The following is a 24,922-nucleotide window of genomic DNA, read 5'->3' on the forward strand; positions in this document are numbered from 1 at the left end:
CGGCAGGATCAGTGGCGGAAGGTGAACGGCGAACCGTCGCTGAAGCGGTTGAAGCGGTAGATATGAGGATTACAGGTGGTCTGTTCACCGGCTATCAACTGCGCCAGCATCTGGCCAGCCGCCGGGCCGGTCGTCAGGCCATTTCCTGAAAAGCCGGTTATCACGTAAATATCGTTGCGGTTGGCGACGGCGGAAATGTAGGGCGTTGAGTCCGGGCTGGCATCAATAATTCCGGCCCATTGCTCTTTCACCGTAGTCTGTTGATAGGCAGGCCAGGCACGGCGAAGGTTTGCCAGCGCCTCCTGCGTTGCCGTGTGGTCAACCTGGCCGGATAGCATCCTGATCTCTTCAAACGGCGTAATATCCTGTGCCGACCAGCGTGATTTCATATTCAGCGAATGGAAGAAATCACGGGTGAACGTTATCTTCAGCAGGTCCGATGAATAGCGCAGGCTGGGGAAGAAATCGGTCAGGTACTTAAAGCTGGCTTTGGTCACCGGCGCGATATGCTGCATCACCCCAATTGAGGTTTCACCATTTGCCATCTGCCGCCAGACAAAATCGGGGCCATAGCCCGCGCCGGGTAAGGTTCCTTCAGCGCTGCTGATGCGCATCATGGAAGAGTCAATCGACAGCTGCGGCAGATGATAGCCCGCGTTCTCGGCGAACAGAGCCGACCAGGCGCCTCCCGCCAGGACCACATTCTGGCATTTGATAAAGCCCTGTTCGGTATGGACGCCCGCAACCCGGCCCGCTGCGTATTCGATGGTGCGTGCGGCGCAGGGCGCAACAATCTTCACCCCTTCCCGCATGGCACCTTCGGCGATACGAGAGACGGACCAGACCGGTTCTGCGGTGCCGTCGCTGGCCTGATACAGCATCGCTTTATATTTGTCCCCGGCACCGGCAATAACGGCGTTCATCGCTGCACCGGAAACGATGCGGGCATCGCATTGCGGATCGCGCGCGTGAGCGTGCTTCAGCCACTCTTCTGCCGCTGAGATTTCTTCATCGGTGTGCATTATGACGTAGTTGCCCGATGCTCTGAACCCCACGTCGGTATCAAAGCGGCTGGCAAAGCCCGACCAGATACGTTTGGACTGATTGGCTAACTCATACTTGCCCAAATCCCAGTGGTTGGAATAAACCCAGCCGAATGCGCGGCTGGACTGCTCTCCGGCGACGACGCCTTTTTCCAGCACCACCACGTTCAGTTTCTTTTCATTAAGGAACAACGCGGTGGATATTCCGGCAATGCCGCCGCCAATCACCACCACGTCGGCTTCCGCCGGGAGATCCGCCTGGGTTGACACTGCCTGAGCGCGCGGGATCTGCGAAGCGGAAATGTACCCGGGGCGGGCGGCGGTAAACACCCCCGCCGTAAAGCCCACCGCTGCACCGGCAATACCGCATCCTGCTCCCATTAAAAATTTACGACGACTGACTGACATCTCTGTTCCTCGCCTCAGAATGATACGGTAGCGCCGAAGTAATACGCCCGGCCCGGTTCGTTGTAGGTTGAGGCCCCTTCGGCCCGGCGTTTAATCTCTTTATCAAACAGATTGCTGATGCCGGTTTTCAGATCGAGGTTCTTCGTCATCTGGTACTGCAGGTTTAAGCCCACCAGTCCATACGATCCTACGCGGGTCTGATCCAGGCCGTTATTTAACTCGGTATGGTTAACGGCATATTTTCGTGGCTTTTGCGGGCCGTAGAAGGTGTAGCTGACGTTCGCCGACAGGTCCTGACGGATTTTCCAGTCGAGGGTTGAGTTAATGGTGTATTCAGGAATAATCGACAGCGGATTTCCGGTGGTTTTATCCTCGGAGGTAATCATATAAGTGGCGTTAGTATTAAATTTCAGCGCATCGCTGACCGGGACGGTGACGTTGGCTTCCAGACCCTCCACCACCGCTTTTCCGGTATTTTCCCAGCGCAGGATGGCGGTACCGGAATTCGTTGCGCCAAGGAAATCATTACCGGCGATAATTTTATTTTTATAGTCATTTCTGAACCACGTAATACCCGCGGCCCAGCCCTGATGATTAAATTCCAGCCCGATCTCTTTATTCACGCTGACTTCCGGTTTGAGATCGTCATTGCCCGCCAGGTAGCAGGGCTCATAGCCCACGGTGAGCGGGCAGCCATTACCCCGGGAATAAAGCAGATAGCCAGGGCTGGATTGATACAGGTTTGGCGCTTTGAACGCCCGAGCAATACCGGCCTTCAGAGTAAAGTATTCGCCCAGCGCCTGTGACAGATTCAGGCTGGGGCTGAAATTGCTGCCAAAGCGGTTATCGTAATCCATGCGCAGACCCGGTATCACCTGGGTGGTTTCGGTGGCCTGAATATTGTCTTCGAAATAGATGCCGCTCAGATCGGAGTGGGATTTCACATGGCTGCCGTTTGCCGCCGCGCCGCTGACGGCATCGCCGGAAATCAGCGTTTGCAGTGCTGAATTCGGGGCCTCAAGCTCGGAGCGGTTCCACTCCGCGCCAAGGGTAATGGTCTGCTCACGCAGCCAGTCAACGGGGAAGTTAATCTCGCCGTTCACCCGGTAGTTCCGCAGCTGGCTGGTGATGAAACCGGCCCCGTCTTTAATCGACCCCTCCGTGCGCCCGGTCAGGCCTTCATCGAGTCGGCTGTTGCGCGTTCCGTCATACTGGAATGCCAGCTTAGACTGGCCCCAGTCCCAGATGCCGTTGTGCGTGATGCCGAAATTCTGCCGATAAAGCTTATTGGTTTCCGCGCCGGACTGCGCCAGCGCCTTCGTGGCATCAGAAGCCAGGCTGAACTGAGTATCACCCGCGTAAATATTTCCCTGCCTGCTGTAGCCCGCTTCGAAATCAAGAGTTTGATTGTTGGTCGGTTTCCAGGAGAGCACGGCGTTAATATCTTTATTACGTACGCCTTCACGTCCCGCAGGGGTTAAACCCGAACTGTTATCTGTGCCATTAATCGACGGGCTGTCGGCTTTGGTTTTATTCCAGCTGCCGTACAGTCTCATCGTTAATGCTTCATCCGCCAGTGGGCCGCTGAGGCTGAAGTTGGTCCGGTTGGTATTCCCCTCGCTGCTGCTTTCTGGCTGATTGAGGAAATAGCTCAGCGAGCCGTGCCAGGCATTGGTTGGCCGTTTGGTGATGATGTTCACCACGCCGCCCGCCGCGCCGGAACCGTAACGTGCCGCTGCGGGGCCTCGAATCACTTCAATACGTTCAACTTCTTCAGCCGGTACCCAGTTGCTGTCGCCGCGCGTGTCGCGTTCGCCGTCCCACGCGTAGCGAATAGCATTGCGAGAGGTGACCGGATTGCCATCGATCAGAATCAGCGTGTTTTCCGGGCCCATTCCGCGAATATCAATCTGCCGGTTATTTCCCCTGGCGCCGGTGCTGCTGTTGCCGGTGAGATTCACGCCCGGCATTTTGCGAATAATATCTGAGAGATCGTTAACCGGAGGATGTTTACTGATGTCTTCGGCGGTAATGACCGACACGCCCGGCTGCTGTTTAATCTCCTCTTCGGCGGTGACGAATAAGGTTTGTTCAGCGGACTCTTCTTTTTTTAGTGGATTATCGCCATCCGCATCAGCGGAATACGCGGGAGGCAGGATGCCGTATAGCGCGAAAAGCATCAGTACCCTGAGAGGTTTGAACGCAACAAAAGTCGTGGTTTTCATAAGATAAGCGCATTTTTTTAATAAGGATGTTTATGATATGCATTCTCATTAAAGGATGTAAACAAAAAAGTGTACATATGTACAACTTATTAATCCCTTCAAAAACAGTGCCTATTTATCGGGAATGGTGGTGGCAAGAATGACCGGTTAAGTGAGAGATCGTATTCCTGGAGAAAAGGATGGCGCTTTTTAAACGGCGAAGATAAGGGTGTTTTAAGCGGATAATAACAATTCGTGATGTGACGTCAGAGGCTAATACTTGTCGGAATTTGCGGTAGCCTGAACTATTACTTCGATAAGTAATGGATTATTTTATCTCCAGGTTTTGAGCATTGCCTTTATGCTTTTAGTGATAAGTGTGCCACCTTAAATGGCTTTTATTCGCGAATGTTAATCAGGTTTAATAATCATTTTGGGTTATTTAATACCATTGTAAAAAATGTGAATTAACGGGTGTTTTTACCGTGTCTTTAATTTTTATGTGTCTTTATGATTAACTTTAATTAGCATTTATTCGTCATAATTTTTTCTTATAGATTATCTTAACATTATGTAATTATGGTCTTTTTGTTATGGTGCCAAATGGCTTGTATTGGCATGGTTGATTTTAGCGCGATCCCTTGCAGAGCACGCCAGCCGTGCCCTGGACGATGATGAGTCACGAAATTCGTGCGTCATCCTGTCGCTCGATATAGGTTTTCAGGCGATTAAAGGTGCAAAACTTTTTTGTTGTGCGCTTGAAAAGCGATGATATAGTCGTTGACGCACAATATTACCTCACTGGCTATTCAAATAACTCTTAATTAGCACCAGTGACATCCCACAGTCAGAAGGATTTAGTAATGAAAGGTTTTAACTCTCTGGAGTCGTTTCTAACCTCCGTCCAACAGCGTGACCCTAATCAACCGGAATACCTGCAGGCGGTACGTGAAGTCTTTACCTCTCTGTGGCCGTTTCTGGAACAGAACCCGCAGTATCAGGAGCAGGGATTGCTGGAACGTTTGGTGGAACCAGAGCGAGCCATTCAGTTTCGCGTAGCCTGGACCGACGACCGTGGCCAGGTACAGGTGAACCGCGCATGGCGCGTGCAGTTCAGCTCTGCTATTGGTCCTTTCAAAGGCGGTATGCGTTTCCATCCTTCTGTAAACCTGTCAATTCTGAAGTTCCTCGGCTTTGAACAAACCTTTAAAAACGCACTGACCACGCTGCCGATGGGCGGGGGAAAAGGCGGTTCTGACTTTAATCCGAAAGGCAAAAGCAACGCGGAAGTGATGCGCTTCTGCCAGGCGCTGATGACCGAACTGTATCGCCACCTGGGCCCGGATACCGACGTTCCGGCGGGTGATATCGGTGTGGGCGGCCGTGAAGTGGGCTTTATGTCCGGGATGATGAAAAAGCTGTCCAACAACACCAGCTGTGTGTTCACCGGTAAAGGTCTGACCTTCGGCGGCAGCCTGATCCGTCCTGAAGCCACCGGTTATGGCCTGGTGTACTTCACCGATGCAATGCTGAAGCGCCACGGTCTGGGCTTTGAAGGCAGCCGTGTTTCCGTTTCCGGTGCCGGTAACGTGGCGCAGTACGCCATCGAGAAAGCGCTGGAGCTGGGTGCGCGTGTCATCACCGCTTCCGATTCCGGCGGCACCGTGGTGGATGAAGAAGGCTTCACCACCGAGAAGCTGGCGCATCTGGCCGAGATCAAAAACGTACGTTACGGCACCGTGGAAGACTACGCACGCGAACGCAACCTGGTTTACCTCGCTGGCCAGCAGCCGTGGAGCGTGCCGGTGGATATCGCGCTGCCGTGCGCCACGCAGAACGAACTGGATCTGCCAGCTGCTAAGCAGCTGATTGCAAACGGCGTGAAGGCTGTTGCCGAAGGCGCAAACATGCCAACCACGATTGCGGCAACTGATGCCTTCCTGGATGCGGGCGTACTGTTCGCACCGGGCAAAGCGGCTAACGCCGGTGGCGTGGCGACGTCAGGTCTGGAAATGGCGCAGAACGCCGCGCGTCTGAGCTGGAAGGCTGAGAAAGTGGATATTCGTCTGCAGCACATCATGCTGGATATTCACCACGCCTGCGTTGAGCACGGCGGTGAAGGCAAGCAGACCCATTACGTTCACGGCGCGAATATCGCGGGCTTCGTTAAAGTTGCCGATGCGATGCTGGCGCAGGGCGTACTGTAAGCGTTCAGGCCGTCTGCGGTGGGCGATTGTGCCCACCGGGCGGCATCAGCAGGCGGCATCCGTAAAGACGCCGTCTTCTGCAAAACAGGCTCTGTCGGTTACCCGGCAGAGCCTGTTTTATTATGTGGCCTGCCGCCTGCCGTTATTCTCGGCGACAACGCGCCCGTTATTCTATTACGTTCAGCCAGCTACAGCGCCTCTGACTCAACCTGCGCTTTGCGCTGCTTCACCCGCCAGACCCACTCCAGCAGAATGAACCACAGCGGCATGGTACACAGCGCCGTCAGAGTATCGGCATCAAACACCATTACCACCAGTGAGAACAGGAAGAACAGCAGGGTCAGCCAGCTCATGGCGATGCCCGCTGGCATCTTGAAGGTGGAACGCTGGTGCAGGTCCGGGCGACGTTTGCGGTATACCAGATAGGCAATCAGGATCATCGCCCAGCTGTAGATCACCAGAATCGCCGCCAGGGTCGAAACCACGGTGAACAGCGTCATCACGTTCGGCACCAGGAACAGCAGCAGCGTGCCAATCAGCATACAGAAGCAGGTAAACAGCAGGCTGTGAACCGGAATCGAGGTGGTGCGCGACAGAATGCGGAACTGCCAGTGGGCGTGATCGTCAACCGACAGTCCGTAGAGCATGCGGGTGCTGGAGTAAACGCCGCTGTTGGCGGAGGACATTGCCGAGGTGAGGGCGACAAAGTTGATAATCGCCGCCGCCGCCGGAAGCCCGGCTTTATCAAACAGGGTGACGAACGGGCTGGTATCCGGCGCGATATGTTGCCAGGAAGTCACGGCAATAATCACCACCATCGACAGCACGTAGAAAATGATAATGCGCATCGGAATGGCTTTAATCGCCTTCGGCAGTACGCGTTCCGGCGAGCGGGTTTCGGCGCTCATGGTGCCCAGCAGCTCAATGCCGGTGTAGGAGAAGATGGCGATCTGGAAACCGGCGAAGAAGCCGACAATGCCGTGCGGCATAAACACCTGCGGGTTGGTGACGTTGCTGAGTGACGCCTGTACGCCATCCGGCGAGGTCCAGCCGCTGGCGATCATCCAGCCGCCGGTGACGATCAGCGCCACGATGGCAATCACCTTGATAATGGCGAACCAGAACTCGGCCTCGCCAAACATCTTTACCGACAGCAGGTTAAGCAGGCACAGCAGCGCCAGCGTTGACAGCGCCGGTATCCACGGCGACAGTTCCGGCAGCCAGTACTGCACGTAGCCGCCGCAGACCACCACATCGGCAATACAGGTCACTACCCAGCTCAGCCAGTAGGACCAGCCCAGGTAGAAACTGGCTTTCGGCCCCAGATAGTCGGCCACGAAGTCGGCAAATGAGCGATAGTCCAGCCGGGTCAGCAGCAGCTCACCCATCGCCCGCATGGTCATATACATAAAGAATCCGACCACCACGTAGGTAATCAGAATGGAGGTTCCTGAAACGGCAATGGTTTTACCTGCCCCCATAAACAGCCCGGTACCGATGGCACCGCCGAGGGCGATCAGCTGGATATGGCGGGAACTCAGGCCCCGGTGCAGATTTTGCTGCGCATCCGCTTGGTCAGACATGGCATCCTCTCAATATTTTTTTGCAGGCAAAGCAATCCCGTCCCGATGGAAAAGGGGGGCAGGCGTACTACGCGACGAGAAAACGGACAGCGCCGTATGGCCTTCACTCAGGCCAGAACCGCTGGCGGGAGGTGAGCGAGTGGCCTAATGCTGGCCGTGGGGAATAACAATGTCAACACAGAATAGCTCGGAATTATTCACTTTTTGATCACATTCAAGTTTCTGAAAAACAGAGGAAAAATTAATTTTATGCATTTTGTGTGAATAAAATATGCATAAAAATACTTTGCCTATGGCTGCTAAAAAGCTAACTATTTATTCATCCTTTCCTGCCGTTTTTTTCAGAAAAATAATCCACGGTCAGAATAAAAATGCGGCGCGCTATTTCTGGACGAACGGCCGGTCATCCAGTCGATCGCCTCTGCATAATGCGCTTTCACCGAAGATCTCTCTGAAATTCCCGAACTGGCTGAAATCATTATCAATGTTGTGGATTTATCCGCCGATAAACCGCGGCATTTTCTGTCGAACAGTGCTAGCTCTGGCGGAAAAGTGTCAGGTACACTCTTTGCGCACATCAATCTTCCAGGGAGAGGTCAACCCGCTATGCAACATGCCAATACCCTACAACAGCTTGGCAAGGTGGTCGGTGCCGACGGTCTGATTACCGACAGCTATCAGAAAGCGTACTACTGCAAAGGATTTCGCGTAGGCCACGGTGACGCGCTGGCCGTGGTGCTGCCTGCAACACTGATTCAGCTCTGGCAGGCGCTTAAGGTCTGCCAGCAAAATGACGTGATTATTCTGATGCAGGCGTCCAATACCGGCGTGACCGGCGGATCGACCCCGCACGGAGACGATTACGATCGCCCGGTGGTCATTATCAGCACCCGAAAAATCAAAGGGGTGCAGGTGATCGATAATGCGCAGCAGATCGTGGCGTTTCCCGGCAGCACGCTGACCGAACTGGAAGAGAGCCTGAAGCCGTACGGCAAAGAACCGCACTCGGTGATCGGTTCCTCCTGCATTGGTGCCTCCGTAGTGGGCGGCATCTGCAACAACTCCGGCGGATCGCTATTACAGCGCGGCCCGGCGTTTACCGAAAAATCACTGTTTGCCCGCATTACCGACGACGGTCGGCTGGAGCTGGTGAACCATCTGGGTATCGATCTGGGCACCGAGCCGGAGCAGATGATTGCCCGGCTGGAATCCGGCGATTACACCACCGGCACCGCCGCCGACTGGCAGGGGAAAATCTGGGCCGACGACTACGCCTCGGTAATTAAGGATGTGGATGCCGTCACGCCAACGCGCTTTAACGGCAATCCGCAGTATCTGCACGACAGCGCGGGCTGCGCCGGAAAGGTGATTGTGTTTGCCGTGCGCCTCGCCACCTTTGACGCCACGCCGCAGGAAGACACCTTCTATATTGGCACCAACGATGAGCAGGTGCTGCTGGAGCTGCGCCGCTATCTGATTGAAAGCCTTGAACAGCTGCCGATTCAGGCGGAATACATTCATCGCAATGCCTTCCGCCTGACGCTGCGCTATGCCCGCCATATGCTGCTGTCGATTAAGCGGCTGGGGCCGTCGGCACTGCCGGGGCTGATGCAGAAAAAAGCCCGCTGGGATGCTCGGGTGAAGCAGCTCAAGCTGCTGCCGGCCAACACCATCGATAAGCTGATCCAGCTGGGCAACCGGCTGACGCCGTCGACGATTTCGCCGCGCCTGCTGTCGTGGCATCGCCGCTATGAGCATCATCTGATGATCAAGGTCGCGCACGAAGAAGCCGCCGCGATGAACCGCCTGCTGACCGCGTTCTTTGCCGAGCGCAACGGCGACTGGTTCCACTGCACGGAAGCGGAGCAGGGCGATGCGTTTCTGGTGCGTTTCGGCGTCGGTGCCTGCACCGTTTTTTACTGCGACTACTACGGCATCAATACCGATCGTCGGCTGATTGCCTTCGACGTGGCGCTGCGGCGTAACGACGAGCAGTGGATGATCCAGCTGCCGCCGGAACTCCAGGCGCAGGTACTGGAAGGGTCCTGCTGCGGCCACTTCTTCTGTCTGGTCAATCATCAGGATTACATCCTGAAGCCCGGCGTGGACGGCGCGGCCTTTAAAGACGCGGTGCTGGAATACCTCGATCGGCGCGGAGCGAAGTACCCGGCGGAGCACAATATCGGCCATCTGTATCACGCCTCCAGCGAGCACGAGCAGCATTTTCATCAGCTTGACCCGACCAACAGCTGTAATCCGGGTATCGGCAAAACCAGCAAGAAAAAGAACTGGGCATAACATTTACCCGCGCGGGCGGGTTAACAAGGACAGCGTGAATGACCACCGATTTAGTTATTGGTATCGATCTTGGCACCTCAAACAGCCTGCTGTGCCTGTGGCGCAACGGGCGTTCAGAACTGGTGCCGAACCGTTTTGGCGATTTTCTGACGCCTTCGGTCGTCGGCGTGGACGATGTGGGCAATATGCTGGTGGGCCAGCCCGCTAAGGCGCGATTACAGTCGCATCCTCACCTCACCGCCGCCAGCTTTAAGCGCCATATGGGCAGCGAAACCACGGTTAAGCTTGGCGCACAGAGCTTCCGCGCCGAGGAGCTGTCGGCGATCCTGCTGCGTCAGCTGAAAGAGGATGCGGAAAACGCCCTCGGTCAGCCGGTATCCTGCGCGGTGATCACCGTGCCGGCCTATTTCAACGACGTGCAGCGCCGGGCGGTGAAAACTGCCGGTGAACTGGCCGGGCTGGAAGTGAAAAGGCTGCTGAACGAGCCGACCGCCGCCTCGCTGGCGTTTGGCCTGCTGAATAACCAGCAGCAAAAGTACCTGACCTTTGACCTCGGCGGCGGCACCTTTGACGTGTCGATTATCGATATGTTCGACGGCGTGGTGGAAGTGCGTTCCAGCAGCGGTGACGTGTTCCTCGGCGGCGATGACTTTAACGCAGCGATCCTGCGCTGGATGCAGCAGCAGTTCCCCGAGCTGAATCAGGCGGAAGGTGCACTCTACGCCAGCCTCACCCAGCTGGCCGAACGCCTGAAGTGCGATCTCACCCAGTCCTCTCCCGCCACCGCCGAGCTGGAATGGCAGGATAAGCGCTGGCAGTGGGAGCTGAGCGAGGCGAAGTTTGCCGAGATTTGCAGCGAGCTGATTGCCCGCCTCCAGCGGCCCGTCAGCCAGGCGTTGCAGGATGCCCGTTTCACTCTCGATCAGCTGGATCACGTGCTGCTGGTGGGCGGCGCTACGCGTATGCCGCTGATCCGTCAGACCGTGGCCCGCTTGTTTGGCCGCTTCCCGCGCCACGACCTGCATCCTGACCAGGCGGTGGCGCTGGGTGCAGGCGTGCAGGCCGGGATGGTGATGGAGGACAGCGCGGTAGAAGACGTGATCCTCACCGACGTGATGCCGTACTCGCTGGGGGTGGCGACAATGCGCGAGCAGCATGGCCGCCAGGAAGCGGGCTTCTTCCTGCCGCTGATTGAGCGCAACACCTTCCTGCCGGTGAGCATGGAGAAAACCCTGTGTACCGCCGTCGACAATCAGACCCTGGTGGAAGTTGAGATCTACCAGGGAGAAGGGCGGCGGGTGAAGGACAATATCCAGCTGGGCGACATTAAACTTGAAGTACCGGCGCGCAAGGCGGGTGAAGTCAGCATCGACGTGCGCTTTACCTATACGCTGGACGGCATTCTGGAAGTGGAGTGCCGCACGTCGGCATCGGATACCATCAGCCGGCTGGTGATTGAAAACGTGCCGGGCCAGATGAGCGCGGAGGAGATCCAGCAGAGCCTGCAACGGCTGGCCTCGCTGAAGCAGCATCCGCGCGATCGGCCGGAAAACCGCCGGGTGCTGACGCGCTGCAACGAGCTTTATCGCTTCCTGCTGGGCGAAGAGCGGCAGCAGATTGATGCGGCGCTGTCGGCGTTTGAACAGCTGCTGGAAACCCAGGATGTACGTCAGATTGCTGATTTCCGTCAGCATCTGGAGCAGATGCTGTCCCGCTACGATAACTGGACCCAGTAACATGAACGAATGGAGTGTACTGGGGATCGATCCGACCCGTGACGAGAGTGAGATCCGCCGCGCCTATGTGAAGCAGCTGAAGCAGCACCGCCCGGATCGCGATCCTGAAGGCTATCAGCGGCTGCGCGAGGCGTGGGAGCAGGCGAAGCAGTATGCCGCCAGCGCGCCGGGCGAACTGGCCGGTTTTGGCTTCCAGGTTCAGCCCGGGGAAGCTGGCTTAACGCTGGTGCTTGATGACGATGGTGTGGCGTTCAGCGGAAACGGCGACGGTGTTCGGCGTGATGGCGCTGTAATCTCCGACGAGGAGGCGGGCGCACATGCCGCTGATCGCATTCTGTTGCCGGAAGACATTGAGAATTCGCCCAATCGCACAGGCATGACGTCAGATAACGCGGAAGATATCCCTCTGCCGCCGCCCGCCTACAGCATAAAAGAAATCAACCGGCTGGCGGATCGGCTGCTGGCATCAGAGCAGGGCATGGCGCAGCTGGAGGAAACCTGGCTGCGGGTTGCGGCTAACGGCTCGCTGTTGCAGCAGCAGCAGTTCAACCAGCAGCTGGCACAGGCGCTGGTTGACCGGCCGGGACTGACCGAAGAGCTGTTGATGCGCCTGTCGGAAACGCTTGGCTGGGGGCTGGACGGCTACGATGATACCCGGCTGCTGTCGGGCCGCCTGGTGTGGCAGCTTAACCGCGCTGCACGCCGCACGGCAATGGGAGCAAGCTGGCAGGCGCTGCTGCATTCCGCCGGGGATTCCTGGCGCAAAAAACGGATGGTGGCGTTAATCGCCGGCAGCGACGAGAAAATGCCGCTGTGGGCAAGGCTGATCCCCAATTTTCTCGCCGATATGAGCAAGCAGGTGGATGAACTGTGCACCCGCTATCCCGAGCTGACCGACCGCATCAATCCGATGGTATTGCAGTACAGCCAGGAAAAGTGCTTTCAGGAACGGTTCTTTCAGGAAAAGCACGTTGCCCTGAGCTGGGCTGGCGTGTATCTGCTGCTGTTCTGGGGCGTGGTCATTAACCGCAGCGCGGTTGAAGCACATCCAACATGGCCGGTGCTGACGCTGAGCGGCGTACTGATTCTGTTTTACCTCTACGGCCACGATCTGGTTTTCCAAACGCTGCGGCGCTGGCAGATCGTGTTGGGCGTCTGGCTGCTGATTGAAGGCATACTCTCGACCCTGGTGGTTGCCCTCTTTTTGGTGCTGATGCATTTTGGCCTGCCGAAGCTGCTGGGGCACCGGGCAGAGCTTGCGGGGCTGCTTGAAATCATGCTGGCGCTGATTGTGCTCAGCGGGGTATGGCGCATCCGCGAGCGCGGCGTGCCCGTTATCTGCCTGCCGGGTCATCTGGTCAACTGGCTGCTGGCCGCGCCGTGGAACGCACCGCGAGCAATACCGTCACGCCTGCTGGGGGCGATTACCGGGCTGATCGTCTATTTTGGCAGCTGCGCCGTGATGTATGAGTTTTTCAAGCTGGCCAATAATGTTCTGGAGCACTACCGATGACCGCACTGGTATTACTGCCCGGACTGATGTGCGATGCCGGGCTGTGGCAGGGGTTGTTGCCGCAGCTGGAGGCGACAGGCCCGCTGACCTTTGGCGATCTGTCGCAGGGAGAATCGGTCGAGGAGATGGCCGCGAGCGTGCTGGAGTGCTGCCCGCCGGAGTTCGTGCTGGTGGGGTTTTCGATGGGCGGTTTTGTCGCCCGCGAGATTGCTCGCCAGGTACCGCATCGCGTACGGGGGCTGGTGCTGATTGCCACCTCCAGTGCAGCAGACAGCGTGATGCAGTCGCAGTTTAAAGCGACGGTCGCCGGGAAGCTTGAGCAGGACAGCGGTCCATTCCGCGGGCTGAGCCACCGGGCGATTAAGCTGTCGCTGGGCCAGCAGCATGAAGACGATCCGCAGCTGGTGCAGCAGATCCTCGATATGAGCCTGCGGCTGGGGCGGGAAACCTGGATTCGTCAGCTGCTGATGGCGCGCAACAGTGACAGCCATCTGCTGGCCGACATTCGCTGCCCGACGCTGGTGGTTGCTGCCGCAGACGATCGCATGCGCAGCCTGGCGGAGTCGCGGGCGCTGTGTGAGGCGATCCCTGATGCGGAATTCCGGCTGGTGGAGGATTCCGGCCATATGCTGCCGCTTGAACAGCCACAGCGGCTGGCGGCGATCCTGACGGAGTGGATTAACACCTGTATCACTCGCCGATAAACAGTTACCAAAAAAAGCCGGGAACACCGCCGGGAACACTGGATTAGCCGCGTAAATTCAATACAATCACAGGCGGCATGGAGTGCCTGGGCTGATTGAGGAAAACAAGTCGTGGTTAATCCGGGATGGTTGGAATGAAAAAGTGGTTATTGATGCTGATTGCCCCGATATTCGCCTTTCAGGCGATGGCGGCAGAGCATAATGCCGATCCGCACAGTACCAGCGTGGCCTTCTACAGCTGGTATCTGACGGCGCTGAGCAAAGAAGAAAGCCCGATTGATGAGCACGATCCGCTGCTGAGTGAGTATGTGACCCAGCGGCTGCTGCAAAAAATTAATCTGCTGATTAAAAGCCCGGAAGGCATGGATGATGATTACTTTCTGCAGGATCAGGACTACAGCGACGGCTGGGTGAATAACGTCAGCGTCAGCGATTTCACGCTGAACGGCAATCGCGCCTTTGGCGATGTGACCCTCGGGCGCGACCCGACCGATCAACAGCATCTGCTGGTCACGCTGGTGCATGAGCACGACGGCTGGAAGATTGACGACGTACAGCTGGAACCGGCCGCCGGCGTTGAACCACCGCCAGCCGGTTAAGTGATTAGCTAAACCGGCTCAGCTGCTGATGCAGCTGGTCAAGTAGCGCATAGCGGCGGCGGTATTCGGCGCGCTTTTTACTGGCGATCTCCTCCAGCGGTTTTTGCGCCAGGCTGAGCGGCAGCTGGTATAAATGACGCGATGCCACCGTCGCGTTAACCGACTGCCAGAACTCATCATAGCAGGCGTGAAACAGCGCCCTTTTTTTCAGGCGATAGCGCAGGCTATAGAACACATGGCCGCCATCGCGCACCGCATAAATCTGCTGAATGCCCATCGCCGCGGCGAGCTGCATCAGCGCTTCCAGCAGGACTCTTTTGGGGAACAGCCCGTGGCACGCTTTGGTGGCGTGGCGAATAAATTCATGCGGCGTATCGCGGTGAGCGCCCTGCAGGCCGCCGACGATCAGCTGCGGTTTGCCATTGCGCTCGGTCACGGCAAACGTCAGCACTCCCAGCAGAGTGCCGTCGCAGTGGAGGAGTAAATTCACTTCCCCTTCTCGCTCGCAGCGACCGTTGCATATCATGGTGATCGCTATGGCCTCACCGTCTTTCCCACTGAAGCGGGCGAGTGCGAAATCTGTCGCGCTAAGCATCGCCTGGCGCAGCTCTTCACACGCCAGCTGCGAGACGAAGCGGTAATGATCGTGCAGCGCCGCCACGCGCTGGCTGACCGACAACCCAAGATGCAGGTAAGGGCGGTGGATTTTTCCCGGCAGCGTGGGCTGCTGCGGCAAAATCTGCTGCATCGGCGCAAAGGCGGCGATATGGCGCATATGCTGCCAGCTGCTGACGGGGGTCAGCATGGAGCGCAGCAGAAATTTGGCGCGCCACGAGGGCGAAAGCCACAGCTTTTCCGGCGCCAGCTGGCCGCCAATTAATGCTGAAAATAACGCAAGGCCGTTGTTCGTACGTGGAGTGAGAAGAATTTCCGACATAGCAGATTATCCTTTTCCGCTGGTTAAAACCGTATTTGAGCAGGTGCCAGATAAATAGAGTCACAATGAGTGCGAGGGCTTTTACTGCACAGGTGAGCCGTTTAACCGGGGTTTAATCAGCACTTTTCGACGCGACCTGAACGTCGTAAACTGATGGTCGATTTTTCAGCGAGGAGGCGAAAGTGGAAGGTGTACCGGAACAGTTTTGCTACGAGCAGGACCGCGCCAGCTTCCGCCATTTACCCGGCGTGCAGGGCGTAGAGCTGTATCGCGCGCACATCACGCACTATGCCTTTGAGCCACACACCCACGAAGCGTTTGGCATCGGAACGATCGACATCGGTGCCGAGCGGTTTCGCTATCGCGGTGAACAGCACCTGGCCCCGGTCGACTCGCTGGTGTTAATGAATCCGGACGAGCTGCATACCGGCGAATCCGCCAGCGAGGGCGGCTGGCAGTATCGTATGATCTACCTTGAGCCGCAGCGGCTTGCCGAGCTGACCGGCGAATCGGGCTGGTGGTTTGACCGCGCGGTGCGCCATCACCCGCAGCACGCGCGCGAAGTTTCGCAGATCCTCTCCCGGCTGTGGCAGACGGACGATGCTCTGGCGATTGATGGGCTGTTGCTGTCGCTTTGTGACGTACTGCGCCCCCACGCCCGTAATGTTTGCCCCTCGGAGGCTCCGGCCCGCCACCGCTTCGATCGGGTACGCGACTATCTGCGCGATAATCTGGCGGAGCGTATCACGCTCGGCGATCTCTCCGCGCTGATGTCGCTCAGCCCTTATCATTTCCAGCGTCAGTTTAAGGCGCAGTATCACGTTACCCCGCATCAGATGCTGATGGCTTTTCGTCTCTATCAGGCCCGTCAGCTACTGATCGATGGCATGCCCTCAGCCGAGGTTGCCGCCGCCGTCGGGCTGACCGACCAGGCACATCTGACCCGCAGTTTTGCCGCCCGTTATGGCATCACCCCCGCCCGCTATCAGAAGCAGGTCCGCCAGAGCGGTTAGCGCAATTTGCTACAATCCCCGCCGCGCCATCCCCCCTCATAATACGGTATTGCTGTTGTGTGCTATCTGGAGTGAACGATGTTAGCGGGAATTTTATTTGCCCTCGGAGCGGGGCTGATGTGGGGATTGATCTTTGTCGGGCCGCTGCTGGTTCCGGACTATCCGGGAACCCTGCAGTCCATGGGACGCTATCTGGCCTTCGGGCTGATTGCGCTGCCGCTGGCCTGGCAGGATCGCCAGCGCCTGCGCGGTCTGACGGGGGATGACTTGCGGGAAGCGTTTAAGCTGACGCTGGTGGGGAATCTGCTTTACTACGCCTTTCTGGCGACGGCTATCCAGCGCACCGGCGCACCGGTTTCCACGATGATTATCGGCACGCTGCCGGTGGTGATTGCGGTCTGCGCTAACCTGTTTTACGGCGGCGATGATGGCCGACTCAGCTGGCGGAGCCTGGCTCCTGCACTGCTGCTGATCGTCTGCGGGCTGGCCTGCGTTAACGTGGCTGAAATGAACGGGGCCGGGCAGCAGTTCGACCCGTGGCGCTATTTCAGCGGTATCGCGCTGGCGCTGGCTGCGGTTATCTGCTGGACGTGGTATCCGCTGCGCAACTCGCGCTGGCTGCGGCAGCATCCGACGCTGCGCCCCGGTACCTGGGCAACCGCGCAGGGGCTGGCAACGCTGCCGCTGGCGCTGCTGGGCTATCTGCTGGTGATGGGGCAGCTGCATCTGACGCAGCCTGAGTTTAGTCTGCCGTTTGGCCCACAGCCGGGGGTATTTATCGCGCTTATGCTGGCTATCGGGCTGCTGTGCTCGTGGCTGGGGACGCTGTGCTGGAATGAAGCCAGCCAGCGCCTGCCTGCGGTGCTGCTCGGGCCGTTAATCGTATTTGAAACGCTGGCCGGGCTGGCCTATACCTTTGCCCTGCGCCAGGCGTGGCCACCTTTGCTGACGTTTTGCGGCATTATCTGCCTGATTAGCGGGGTGGTGGTGGCGATGCGGATTAAGCCTCAGCCACGGATTGTGCCGCTGAACGAATAATCATCAGACAGTATGCTGCGTTAACTTTAGCGAAAACATTAGCACCGACCGCATATTACTTGCCCGGTCGGTGGCTAATGTTAACGAGTGATAAATAATTTCTGCTGTCAGGAGACTACTGACTGTCACAGCTGCAAGGGTAGTGATAAACGCTGCGGCTGATATTCAGCAGGCGGCAGCTGCGGCGGGTTCCCACGTTGTGGGTATCCTGCAGAAAGGTGACCGCTTTACGCTTATCGCCGGTGGTGAAGAATTTCTTCACAATACTCTGAAGCAGTTCTTTATCGGAGGAAATCAGCTGCAGTTCGCGCGACAGGCTGTGCAGTGACTCTTCTAATTCTTTGATTTTTCTTCCATGTTCTGAATTTAATCCGGCGTACTTCTTTTTCCAACTGTAGAAGGTCGCTTCAGAAATACCGAGGTTTTCACAAATTTGTTTAACTTTAATACCTTCTTCTGAATCTTTAATTGCTCTGCTGATTTGTTCTGCCGTATATCGTGACTTTCTCATAAATGCTATTACCTTTCTTAACTATAATATGGCGATAATAACTGGAGTTAATTCGTGCTGAGGTAGTTCGGCTATTTTATATCAGTATTTCACGATATGCGATTAGGAAAATTCCTGTGGATTTAAAAATAAACTCTGATTCGGATTATTGCGGTGAGGGTTATTTTAGAGCCTGAGGTAATTCCACGCGGTTTTAACAAAGTAGCAAAGAAGAGGGAAGTGAAGGGGGAACTGAAAACAACATTGCCCGATGAAGAGTTCTTCATCGGGCCGGGAAATCAGGGCATCGGCCAGTCCGGCGGCGTCTGGCTCATAACGTTGATAAACACGTCTTTAGTGATATGCCAGAAGTTGTATAAATTTTCCATGCTCAGGCTAATCCCCAACAGGCCGGTGACGAACCAGCACGACATGCCAATACCGATGCCGGTAAAGACGAACGCCATGGCGTTGCGGCTGGCTTTACGGCACTGCACGTTAAACGTGCTGGCGATAAACATCATTACTGCGCTCAGCAGTTCCCATCTCATCAGCATAACGCTGGCAGTAATTGTACCCATGTTTTACTCCACGATGATCGGTCCTGACAGACTGGAAGCGGCATCACCGAAAGCGGAACAAGAGCTGCCAGGTAGGCTCTTTCCGGACTGACATTAAATGTCAAGGAAGTGTGACGACGGTCACATTATATCATCGGTTTTTAAAAGTTGAACGAAATTTACGCACGATATGACAGTTTTTTGTCTCGTGGAAAGCGCCCTGTCGTTATGCGGTATGCCTGGTTTTTCTTAATCAAAAGGAATGAAATTTATCACGGTGATTAAATTTGCCCATCGAAAAAGGCTTTTTCACTTTGCATAAAGGCAGTGAATCAACTAAGGCCGTGCGGTGAAAATCAGATCCATTTATTACTGGAGTTTTGTCGTTTTCATTTTCCCGATTAAATAATCATGACAGCACTGATTAATTTGTCTGATGGGAATTTAGTTTTTCATTTTTTGAACAAAAGCTTTTTTATAAATTGCGTTAGCCCGCGGGATTAGTCTTATTTCAACTGGTATGGTGAGTTTGGTAATTGCTTGAAAATAAATAATTTATTGATATTGAATTTTAGAAAATAAGCCTGGATTACAACGGTTTAAGAGGAATCCGAAGCCTGGAAAGTTGTACAGATTGCCAATGATATGTAGGATTTTGATCACAAATGATACGACTGCCTATTCTCCCGAAAGCTGATTTTGGGTGGGGATTCCGTCGCTCTAATAATTTAAATAAATAAAAAATCCAACAATACATCTGTACGGATAAGTAAAATAATAAGGAGTTGCCGTGTTATTTTGTTGCTTTTCCAGGTTGAAATGCCGCCCACACCAGCGGAAAAAAGCGGTCGCGTTATTACTCACATTCAGCACCCTGCCATCGCTGGCAGCGGCGCAGAATTATGACGCTCTGATCGTTGCCGCCCGTGAGGGGAACAATGCTCCTGCTCTGCGATTCTTCGACGGTGAAGCCGCAAGACGAACGCTGAGTGCGAGTGAAATAGCCGACTGGTTGCAGATTGCCAACTGGGCCGGGAACGATCGTCAGGTGGTGGCCGTCTGGCAGCGCTACGACCGGCAGGTGACGCTGCCGGTGCGTGGCCTGCAGGCGGTGGCCGGTTCGCTGCGCAATCTGCACCAGTGGCAGCCGTCGCTGGCGCTCTGGCTGCGGGCGCTGGTTCGCGAGCCGGGCAACGACGATTTGTACAGCGGTTATCTGATGACCCTGGCCGATGCCGGGCGCAGTGCGCAAGCTCTGCCGCTGGCGCAGCAGCGTGTCGGACAGGCTGCCACCGCGCGTCGCTGGCTCGATCTCTCCTACGTTCAGTTTGCCGCCGGGAAAAAAGAGGATGCGCTACAGTCCGCCAGCCAGGCGGAATTGCGCTTCTCCGGCGATCGGCAGATTGAACAAAACTACCTGAACGCGCTCTCCCTCAATCGGGTCAGCGGCCCGGCGCTGCTTCAGGCTCCGCACGCAAGCCCCGATGCGGCGCAGCTGCGCAGACTGCAGCGCGATGCCGTGGCGGAAAAAGTACGTATTGCCTTTGCACCCAGCCGCTCGGAAGCGGAGCGCTTTACCGTCGCCGATCGGGCGCTGGCCGACTATCAGCCGCTGCTGGCGGCCTGGCAGCACGACCCTGCCGCTCATTCTGACTATCAGCAGGCGCGCATCGACAGATTGGGTGCGCTGGTGGCCCGCAGCCGGATGCAGGAAGCGGTGGATGAGTACCAGCGGCTGACGGCAGAGGGCGCGGTGATCCCGACCTATGCCCGCCGCTGGGTGGCGGCCGCCTTCCTCTGGCTGCGCCAGCCGGATCGCGCGGTGGCACTCTATCAGTCGCTGTCGCCGGAAACCTCATCCAGCCCGCTCAGCCGCACCGAACAGAGCGATCTGTTCTATGCGCTGGCCGAGGATGAGCAGCCCGATGCCGCACGCCGGCAGAGCGATCGGTTCGTTGCCTCCAGCCCGTATCTGCTCAATATTTTCGGTTCACCGGAACGGGTGCCTAACGACGACTGGCTGGATGCGCAGCAGTTGCAGGTTCAGTCGGCGCTGCTGCATGACGATTTGCCTGCGGCACAGCAGCAGGCCGAACATCTGGCGCGCACCGCGCCGGGCAATCAGGGATTGCAGATCGACGTAGCCAGCCTGTGGCTGACCCGCGGCTGGCCGCGCCGGGCGGAAGCCGAACTGAAGCGGGTGGAGAGCATGGAGCCGCGCAGTCTGGGGCTGGAAACGCAGCAGGGGCTGACCGCGCTGGAGCTGCAGGAGTGGCGGCAGGCCGACCTGCTGGCGGATGACGTGATCGAGCGCCAGCCGGAAAGCCGCAGCACGCAGCGGCTCGATCGCCTGCGCGATGTGCATCGCTACGCCGAGCTGCGCGTGCAGGGTGAACACGGCATCAACTCCGACAGCCCGGTCAGCGGCGCTAACGATCTTTCCCTCGATGCGCTGCTCTACAGTCCGCCCATCGAAGAGAACTGGCGGGTCTTCACCGGCCTGTCGTTTGCCGACAGCGAGTTCAGTGAAGGCCGGGGTATTAACCGCAGCGTGCGCGGCGGCGTGGAGTACCGCGCGCGCGACAACTGGGCGGAAGCGGAGCTGAACGGCCAGCGCTACGGCAGCGGGCAGAAAATCGGTGCGCGGCTGTCGGGCTGGCACGATTTTAGCGATAGCTGGCGCATCGGCGGCAGCGCGGAGCGGCTGATGCGTGAAGCGCCGCTACAGGCACTGCGCAACGGCATCACCGTCAACGGCGGTAATCTCTGGGCACGCTGGCGGCAGAGCGAACGCCGCGAATGGCAGGTCTCCGTCGCGCCGTCCTGGTTCTCGGACGGTAACAACCGCGTTGAGTGGTCGGTTGACGGCTCGGAACGGCTGACCTCGGGCGCGCGCTATACCCTCGACTTCACGCCGAATATCAGCGGCAGCCACAACAGTAAAACGGATACGCCTTACTACAGCCCGTCGCGGGATCTGGCGGTGGTGCCTGCGCTGAGCCTCGATCACCTGATGTATCGCCACTATCAGACCGAATGGAGCCAGCAGGTTGAGGTGGGTGCCGGTGCCTACTGGCAGCAGGGGCAGGGCAGCGGCGCGGTGACCACGGTCAGCTACGGCCAGCGGGTTCGCTGGAACGACGTGCTGGATACCGGCGTCAAGCTGACGTGGGATAAACGCCCGTATGACGGCGTTCGCGAGCAAAACCTTTCTGTTTCATTTGATATGAACTACCGATTCTGAGGATCAGACGATGCGTTTGTTCATGCTTCTTCTATTATTGCCTGTCGCGCTGCTGCTAAACGGATGCAGCCAGGCCGAGCGCCCGCGCTTTCTCTCTCCCGCTGACCGCCAGCTGTCAGCGGCGGAAAAGCCGTGGCCGAAAAATCACTTTATTGTCCTCGCCTATCACGACGTGGAGGATGAGTCCGCCGATCAGCGCTACCTGTCGGTGCGCAGCAGCGCGCTGAACGATCAGTTCGCCTGGCTACGGGAAAACGGCTATCACCCGGTGTCGGTGGATGAGATCCTCACCGCCAAAGCCGGGGGGAAACCACTGCCGGAAAAAGCGGTACTGCTCAGCTTCGACGACGGCTACAGCAGTTTTTATCGCCGCGTCTGGCCGCTGTTACAGGCGTACCGCTGGCACGCGGTGCTGGCCCCGGTGGGCAGCTGGATCGATACCCCCACCGGGCAGCCGGTAAACTTTGGCGGGCTGATGACGCCGCGCGATCGCTTCACCACCTGGCAACAGATCGCCGAGATGTCCCGCTCCGGGCTGGTTGAAATCGGTGCGCACACCTGGGCCCAGCACGAGGGCGAGGTATCCAACCCGCAGGGCAACAGCGAGCCGTATGCGGTGAACCGCCGCTACGATACCAAACAGCAGCGTTATGAAACCGGGGCCGAGTACCGCCAGCGGGTGAATGCAGACGTGGAGAAAATCACTCAGCGTATTACCGAGGCCACCGGCAAAGCGCCGCGCGTCTGGGTCTGGCCTTACGGTGCCGCCGGCGGTGAAGCGCTGAGCATCGTGCGTCAGCACGGCTACCAGATGGCGATGACGCTGGATGACGGGCTGGCTTCCGTTGATGCGCTGGACAACGTGCCGCGCCTGCTGATTGCCAATAACCCCAGCCTGGAAAGCTTTGCCCGGCGGGTGGTTGAGGTGCAGGAAACCAGCGACATGCGGGTGATGCATGTCGATCTCGACTACGTCTACGATGCCGACCCTGAGCAGCAGGCGCGTAATTTAGACAAGCTGATCCAGCGTGTGGCCGACTCCGGGGCGAACACCGTCTTCTTACAGGCCTTCGCCGATCCGGACGGCGACGGGCTGGTGCATGAGCTCTATTTCCCCAACCGCTGGCTGCCGGTACGCGAGGATCTGTTTAACCGCGTGGCGTGGCAGATCGCCACCCGCACCAGTGCTGAGGTGTATGCCTGGATGCCGGTGCTGGCCTTCGATCTGGATAAATCGCTGCCGCGCGTGGAGAAAATCGATCTGAAAACCGGGCAGACCCGTGTGGACCCGCAGCAGTATCAGCGCCTGTCGCCTTACAGCGCAGTGGCCCGCGATCGCATTCGTGAGATCTACCAGGATCTGGCCAGTCACGCGGTGTTCAGCGGGATCGTCTACCACGATGACGCGGTGCTCGCCGATGATGAAGATGCCAGCCTGGATGCTATGCGCGCCTATCAGGCCGCCGGATTCCCGGCGTCGATCGCCGAGATTCGTCGCGATCCTGCCACCTTCCAGCGCTGGACGCGCTTCAAGAGCCGCACGCTGATCGACTTCACCCGCCAGCTGACCGCTGACGTGCGGGCTATTCGCGGGCCACAGGTGAAAACCGCGCGCAATATCTTTGCCCTGCCGATCCTGGAACCGCAGAGCGAAGCGTGGTTTGCGCAGAATCTTGACGACTTCCTGCAGGCCTATGACTGGGTTGCGCCGATGGCGATGCCGCTGATGGAAAAAGTGCCGATGCCGGAAAGCAACGCCTGGCTGGACAAGCTGGTGACCGAAGTGGGTCGCCGCCCCGGCGCGCTGAAGAAGACCGTCTTTGAGCTACAGGCCCGCGACTGGCGTCAGCCGGAACAGCACGGCGCTATCCCGGCGGCACAGCTGGCGAGCTGGATGAAACAGCTGCAAACCAGCGGTGCGCAGAGCTTTGGCTACTACCCGGATGATTTTCTTAACGACAGCCCTGCGCTGAACGACATCCGTCCCGTGTTTTCATCAACCTGGTATCCGCTGCCATGATCGATCGTATTCTTGCCTTTCTGATGCTCTGCCTGGTGCTGAGCATACCGTTCGGTATTACGGTGATTTATACCGGTGAAGTGATGCTGAACTTCGTTTTCTTCTGGCCGCTGTTTATGTCCGGTATCTGGATGACCGGCGGACTCTATTTCTGGTTTTATCGTGAACGCCACTGGAAATGGGGCAAAGACGTCGCGGCCCCCGAGCTGGAAGGGAATCCGCTGATTTCGATTATTGTTCCCTGCTACAACGAAGAGGCTAACGCTGAGGAGACGCTGCGGGCGGCACTGGGCCAGCGCTACAGCAATATCGAAGTGATCGCCGTTAACGACGGTTCTAAAGACAACACCGCCGCCGTGCTGGATGCGATGGCTGTCAGCCACCCCAAACTGCGGGTGATCCACCTGGCGGCTAATCAGGGGAAAGCGATTGCGCTACAGACCGGAGCCGCCGCCGCGCGCAGCGACTTTCTGGTGTGCATTGATGGCGACGCGCTGCTGGACAGGGACGCCGCTGCCTGGCTGGTGGCACCGCTGCTGAATAATCCGCGCGTGGGGGCGGTGACCGGTAATCCACGTATCCGCACCCGCTCGACGCTGATTGGTCGAATTCAGGTGGGTGAGTTCTCCTCGATTATCGGCCTGATCAAGCGCACACAGCGGGTTTACGGTCAGGTGTTTACCGTTTCCGGCGTGGTCGCCGCGTTCCGCCGCCGCGCGCTGGCGGAAATCGGCTACTGGAGCCCGGACATGATCACCGAAGATATTGATATCAGCTGGAAGCTACAGCTGCGTCACTGGTCGGTGTTTTTTGAACCGCGTGCGCTGTGCTGGATACTGATGCCGGAAACGCTGAAAGGCCTGTGGCGCCAGCGGCTGCGCTGGGCGCAGGGCGGAGCAGAGGTGTTCCTGAAAAATCTGCGTCATATCTGGTCCTGGGAGTATCGCCGGATGTGGACGCTGTTCTTTGAATTCAGCCTGTCAACCATCTGGGCCTTCACCTATGCGGTAAGCGTCATTCTGTTCCTGCTGGGGCTGGTGATGCCGATCCCCGACAGTATCCGGGTTTACGATCTGTTCCCGCCGCAGTTTACCGGCATGGTGCTGGCGGTGACCTGTCTGCTGCAGTTTAGCGTCAGCCTGCTGATTGAACGCCGCTACGAGCCGCGTCTGGCCGGTTCTCTGTTCTGGGTCATCTGGTATCCGCTGGTCTACTGGATGCTGAGTCTGTTCACCACGCTGGTGGCGTTCCCTAAAGTGATGCTGCGCTCCAGAAAGCAGCGCGCCCGTTGGGAAAGCCCCGATCGCGGCATCGAAAAAGGATAA

17 protein-coding genes are annotated in these 24,922 nt (G+C 57.4%); 11 read left to right on the forward strand and 6 right to left on the reverse strand.

The window, feature by feature from the left end; translation table 11 throughout:
* Window positions 1-8 precede the first annotated feature (8 nt).
* Both IBT47_RS11155 and IBT47_RS11160 read right to left on the reverse strand, forming a co-directional pair.
* Window positions 9-1,451 carry an FAD-binding oxidoreductase gene (locus tag IBT47_RS11155; protein WP_200560504.1) on the reverse strand — a complete coding sequence of 481 codons (1,443 nt, stop codon included), beginning with the start codon at window positions 1,449-1,451 and terminating at the stop codon, window positions 9-11.
* A gap of 14 nt (window positions 1,452-1,465) precedes the next feature.
* Window positions 1,466-3,631: a TonB-dependent siderophore receptor gene (locus IBT47_RS11160; protein WP_200560505.1), complete on the reverse strand. Its 2,166-nt coding sequence runs from the start codon at window positions 3,629-3,631 to the stop codon at window positions 1,466-1,468.
* An 887-nt stretch (window positions 3,632-4,518) separates the two neighbouring features.
* Between IBT47_RS11160 and gdhA the strand changes: the two genes are divergently transcribed.
* The gene (gene gdhA / locus IBT47_RS11165) at window positions 4,519-5,862 is read left to right on the forward strand and encodes an NADP-specific glutamate dehydrogenase (RefSeq protein WP_200543108.1); all 1,344 of its coding nucleotides are present in this window, start codon (window positions 4,519-4,521) and stop codon (window positions 5,860-5,862) included.
* A 188-nt stretch (window positions 5,863-6,050) separates the two neighbouring features.
* Here gdhA and IBT47_RS11170 read toward each other — a convergent pair whose 3' ends face one another.
* Complete coding sequence (locus IBT47_RS11170; protein WP_200560506.1) at window positions 6,051-7,445, reverse strand: amino acid permease; 1,395 nt, start codon at window positions 7,443-7,445, stop codon at window positions 6,051-6,053.
* Between the two features lie 606 nt (window positions 7,446-8,051).
* Here IBT47_RS11170 and dld point away from each other — a divergent pair.
* The 5 genes from dld to IBT47_RS11195 all read left to right on the forward strand — a co-directional run bounded on the left by dld (window position 8,052) and on the right by IBT47_RS11195 (window position 14,295).
* On the forward strand, window positions 8,052-9,743 hold the full coding sequence (dld, locus tag IBT47_RS11175; RefSeq protein ID WP_200560507.1) for a D-lactate dehydrogenase: 1,692 nt from the start codon (window positions 8,052-8,054) through the stop codon (window positions 9,741-9,743).
* Window positions 9,744-9,781: 38 nt separating this feature from the next.
* The gene (locus IBT47_RS11180) at window positions 9,782-11,479 is read left to right on the forward strand and encodes an Hsp70 family protein (protein ID WP_200560508.1); all 1,698 of its coding nucleotides are present in this window, start codon (window positions 9,782-9,784) and stop codon (window positions 11,477-11,479) included.
* Window position 11,480: 1 nt separating this feature from the next.
* A complete protein-coding gene (locus tag IBT47_RS27075; protein ID WP_234471851.1) occupies window positions 11,481-12,992 on the forward strand; it encodes a J domain-containing protein in 1,512 nt (503 codons plus the stop codon).
* Window positions 12,989-13,696, forward strand: a complete 708-nt coding sequence (locus IBT47_RS11190; RefSeq protein ID WP_200560509.1) for an alpha/beta fold hydrolase — start codon at window positions 12,989-12,991, stop codon at window positions 13,694-13,696. Before IBT47_RS27075 ends, IBT47_RS11190 begins: the two co-directional genes overlap by 4 nt.
* Window positions 13,697-13,830: 134 nt before the next feature.
* Window positions 13,831-14,295: a DUF3828 domain-containing protein gene (locus IBT47_RS11195; protein ID WP_105592219.1), complete on the forward strand. Its 465-nt coding sequence runs from the start codon at window positions 13,831-13,833 to the stop codon at window positions 14,293-14,295.
* A gap of 4 nt (window positions 14,296-14,299) precedes the next feature.
* On the opposite strand, the gene IBT47_RS11200 is transcribed toward IBT47_RS11195, so the two are convergent.
* On the reverse strand, window positions 14,300-15,232 hold the full coding sequence (locus tag IBT47_RS11200; protein WP_200560510.1) for a VirK/YbjX family protein: 933 nt from the start codon (window positions 15,230-15,232) through the stop codon (window positions 14,300-14,302).
* Window positions 15,233-15,414: 182 nt separating this feature from the next.
* Between IBT47_RS11200 and IBT47_RS11205 the strand changes: the two genes are divergently transcribed.
* Both IBT47_RS11205 and IBT47_RS11210 read left to right on the forward strand, forming a co-directional pair.
* Window positions 15,415-16,245: an AraC family transcriptional regulator gene (locus IBT47_RS11205; RefSeq protein ID WP_200560511.1), complete on the forward strand. Its 831-nt coding sequence runs from the start codon at window positions 15,415-15,417 to the stop codon at window positions 16,243-16,245.
* 78 nt (window positions 16,246-16,323) lie between these two features.
* Window positions 16,324-17,283 carry a DMT family transporter gene (locus IBT47_RS11210; protein ID WP_200560512.1) on the forward strand — a complete coding sequence of 320 codons (960 nt, stop codon included), beginning with the start codon at window positions 16,324-16,326 and terminating at the stop codon, window positions 17,281-17,283.
* Window positions 17,284-17,398: 115 nt separating this feature from the next.
* Here the strand turns inward: IBT47_RS11210 and IBT47_RS11215 are convergent, their stop codons facing one another.
* Together IBT47_RS11215 and IBT47_RS11220 are read right to left on the reverse strand one after the other, a co-directional pair.
* Complete coding sequence (locus IBT47_RS11215; protein ID WP_200543117.1) at window positions 17,399-17,794, reverse strand: transposase; 396 nt, start codon at window positions 17,792-17,794, stop codon at window positions 17,399-17,401.
* A 278-nt stretch (window positions 17,795-18,072) separates the two neighbouring features.
* On the reverse strand, window positions 18,073-18,354 hold the full coding sequence (locus IBT47_RS11220) for a YjcB family protein (protein WP_105592214.1): 282 nt from the start codon (window positions 18,352-18,354) through the stop codon (window positions 18,073-18,075).
* Window positions 18,355-19,123: 769 nt separating this feature from the next.
* Between IBT47_RS11220 and pgaA the strand changes: the two genes are divergently transcribed.
* From pgaA to pgaC, 3 genes are read left to right on the forward strand one after another with little or no spacing between them, the layout of a single operon-like run.
* A complete protein-coding gene (gene pgaA / locus IBT47_RS11225; RefSeq protein WP_370569885.1) occupies window positions 19,124-21,577 on the forward strand; it encodes a poly-beta-1,6 N-acetyl-D-glucosamine export porin PgaA in 2,454 nt (817 codons plus the stop codon).
* Window positions 21,578-21,587: 10 nt separating this feature from the next.
* Window positions 21,588-23,597 carry a poly-beta-1,6-N-acetyl-D-glucosamine N-deacetylase PgaB gene (gene pgaB, locus IBT47_RS11230; protein WP_200560513.1) on the forward strand — a complete coding sequence of 670 codons (2,010 nt, stop codon included), beginning with the start codon at window positions 21,588-21,590 and terminating at the stop codon, window positions 23,595-23,597.
* Window positions 23,594-24,922, forward strand: coding sequence for a poly-beta-1,6-N-acetyl-D-glucosamine synthase (pgaC, locus tag IBT47_RS11235; RefSeq protein WP_200560514.1), 1,329 nt, complete (start codon window positions 23,594-23,596; stop codon window positions 24,920-24,922). Before pgaB ends, pgaC begins: the two co-directional genes overlap by 4 nt.

This window comes from Erwinia sp. S43 (assembly GCF_016624745.1).
Lineage (GTDB): Bacteria > Pseudomonadota > Gammaproteobacteria > Enterobacterales > Enterobacteriaceae > Erwinia > Erwinia coffeiphila.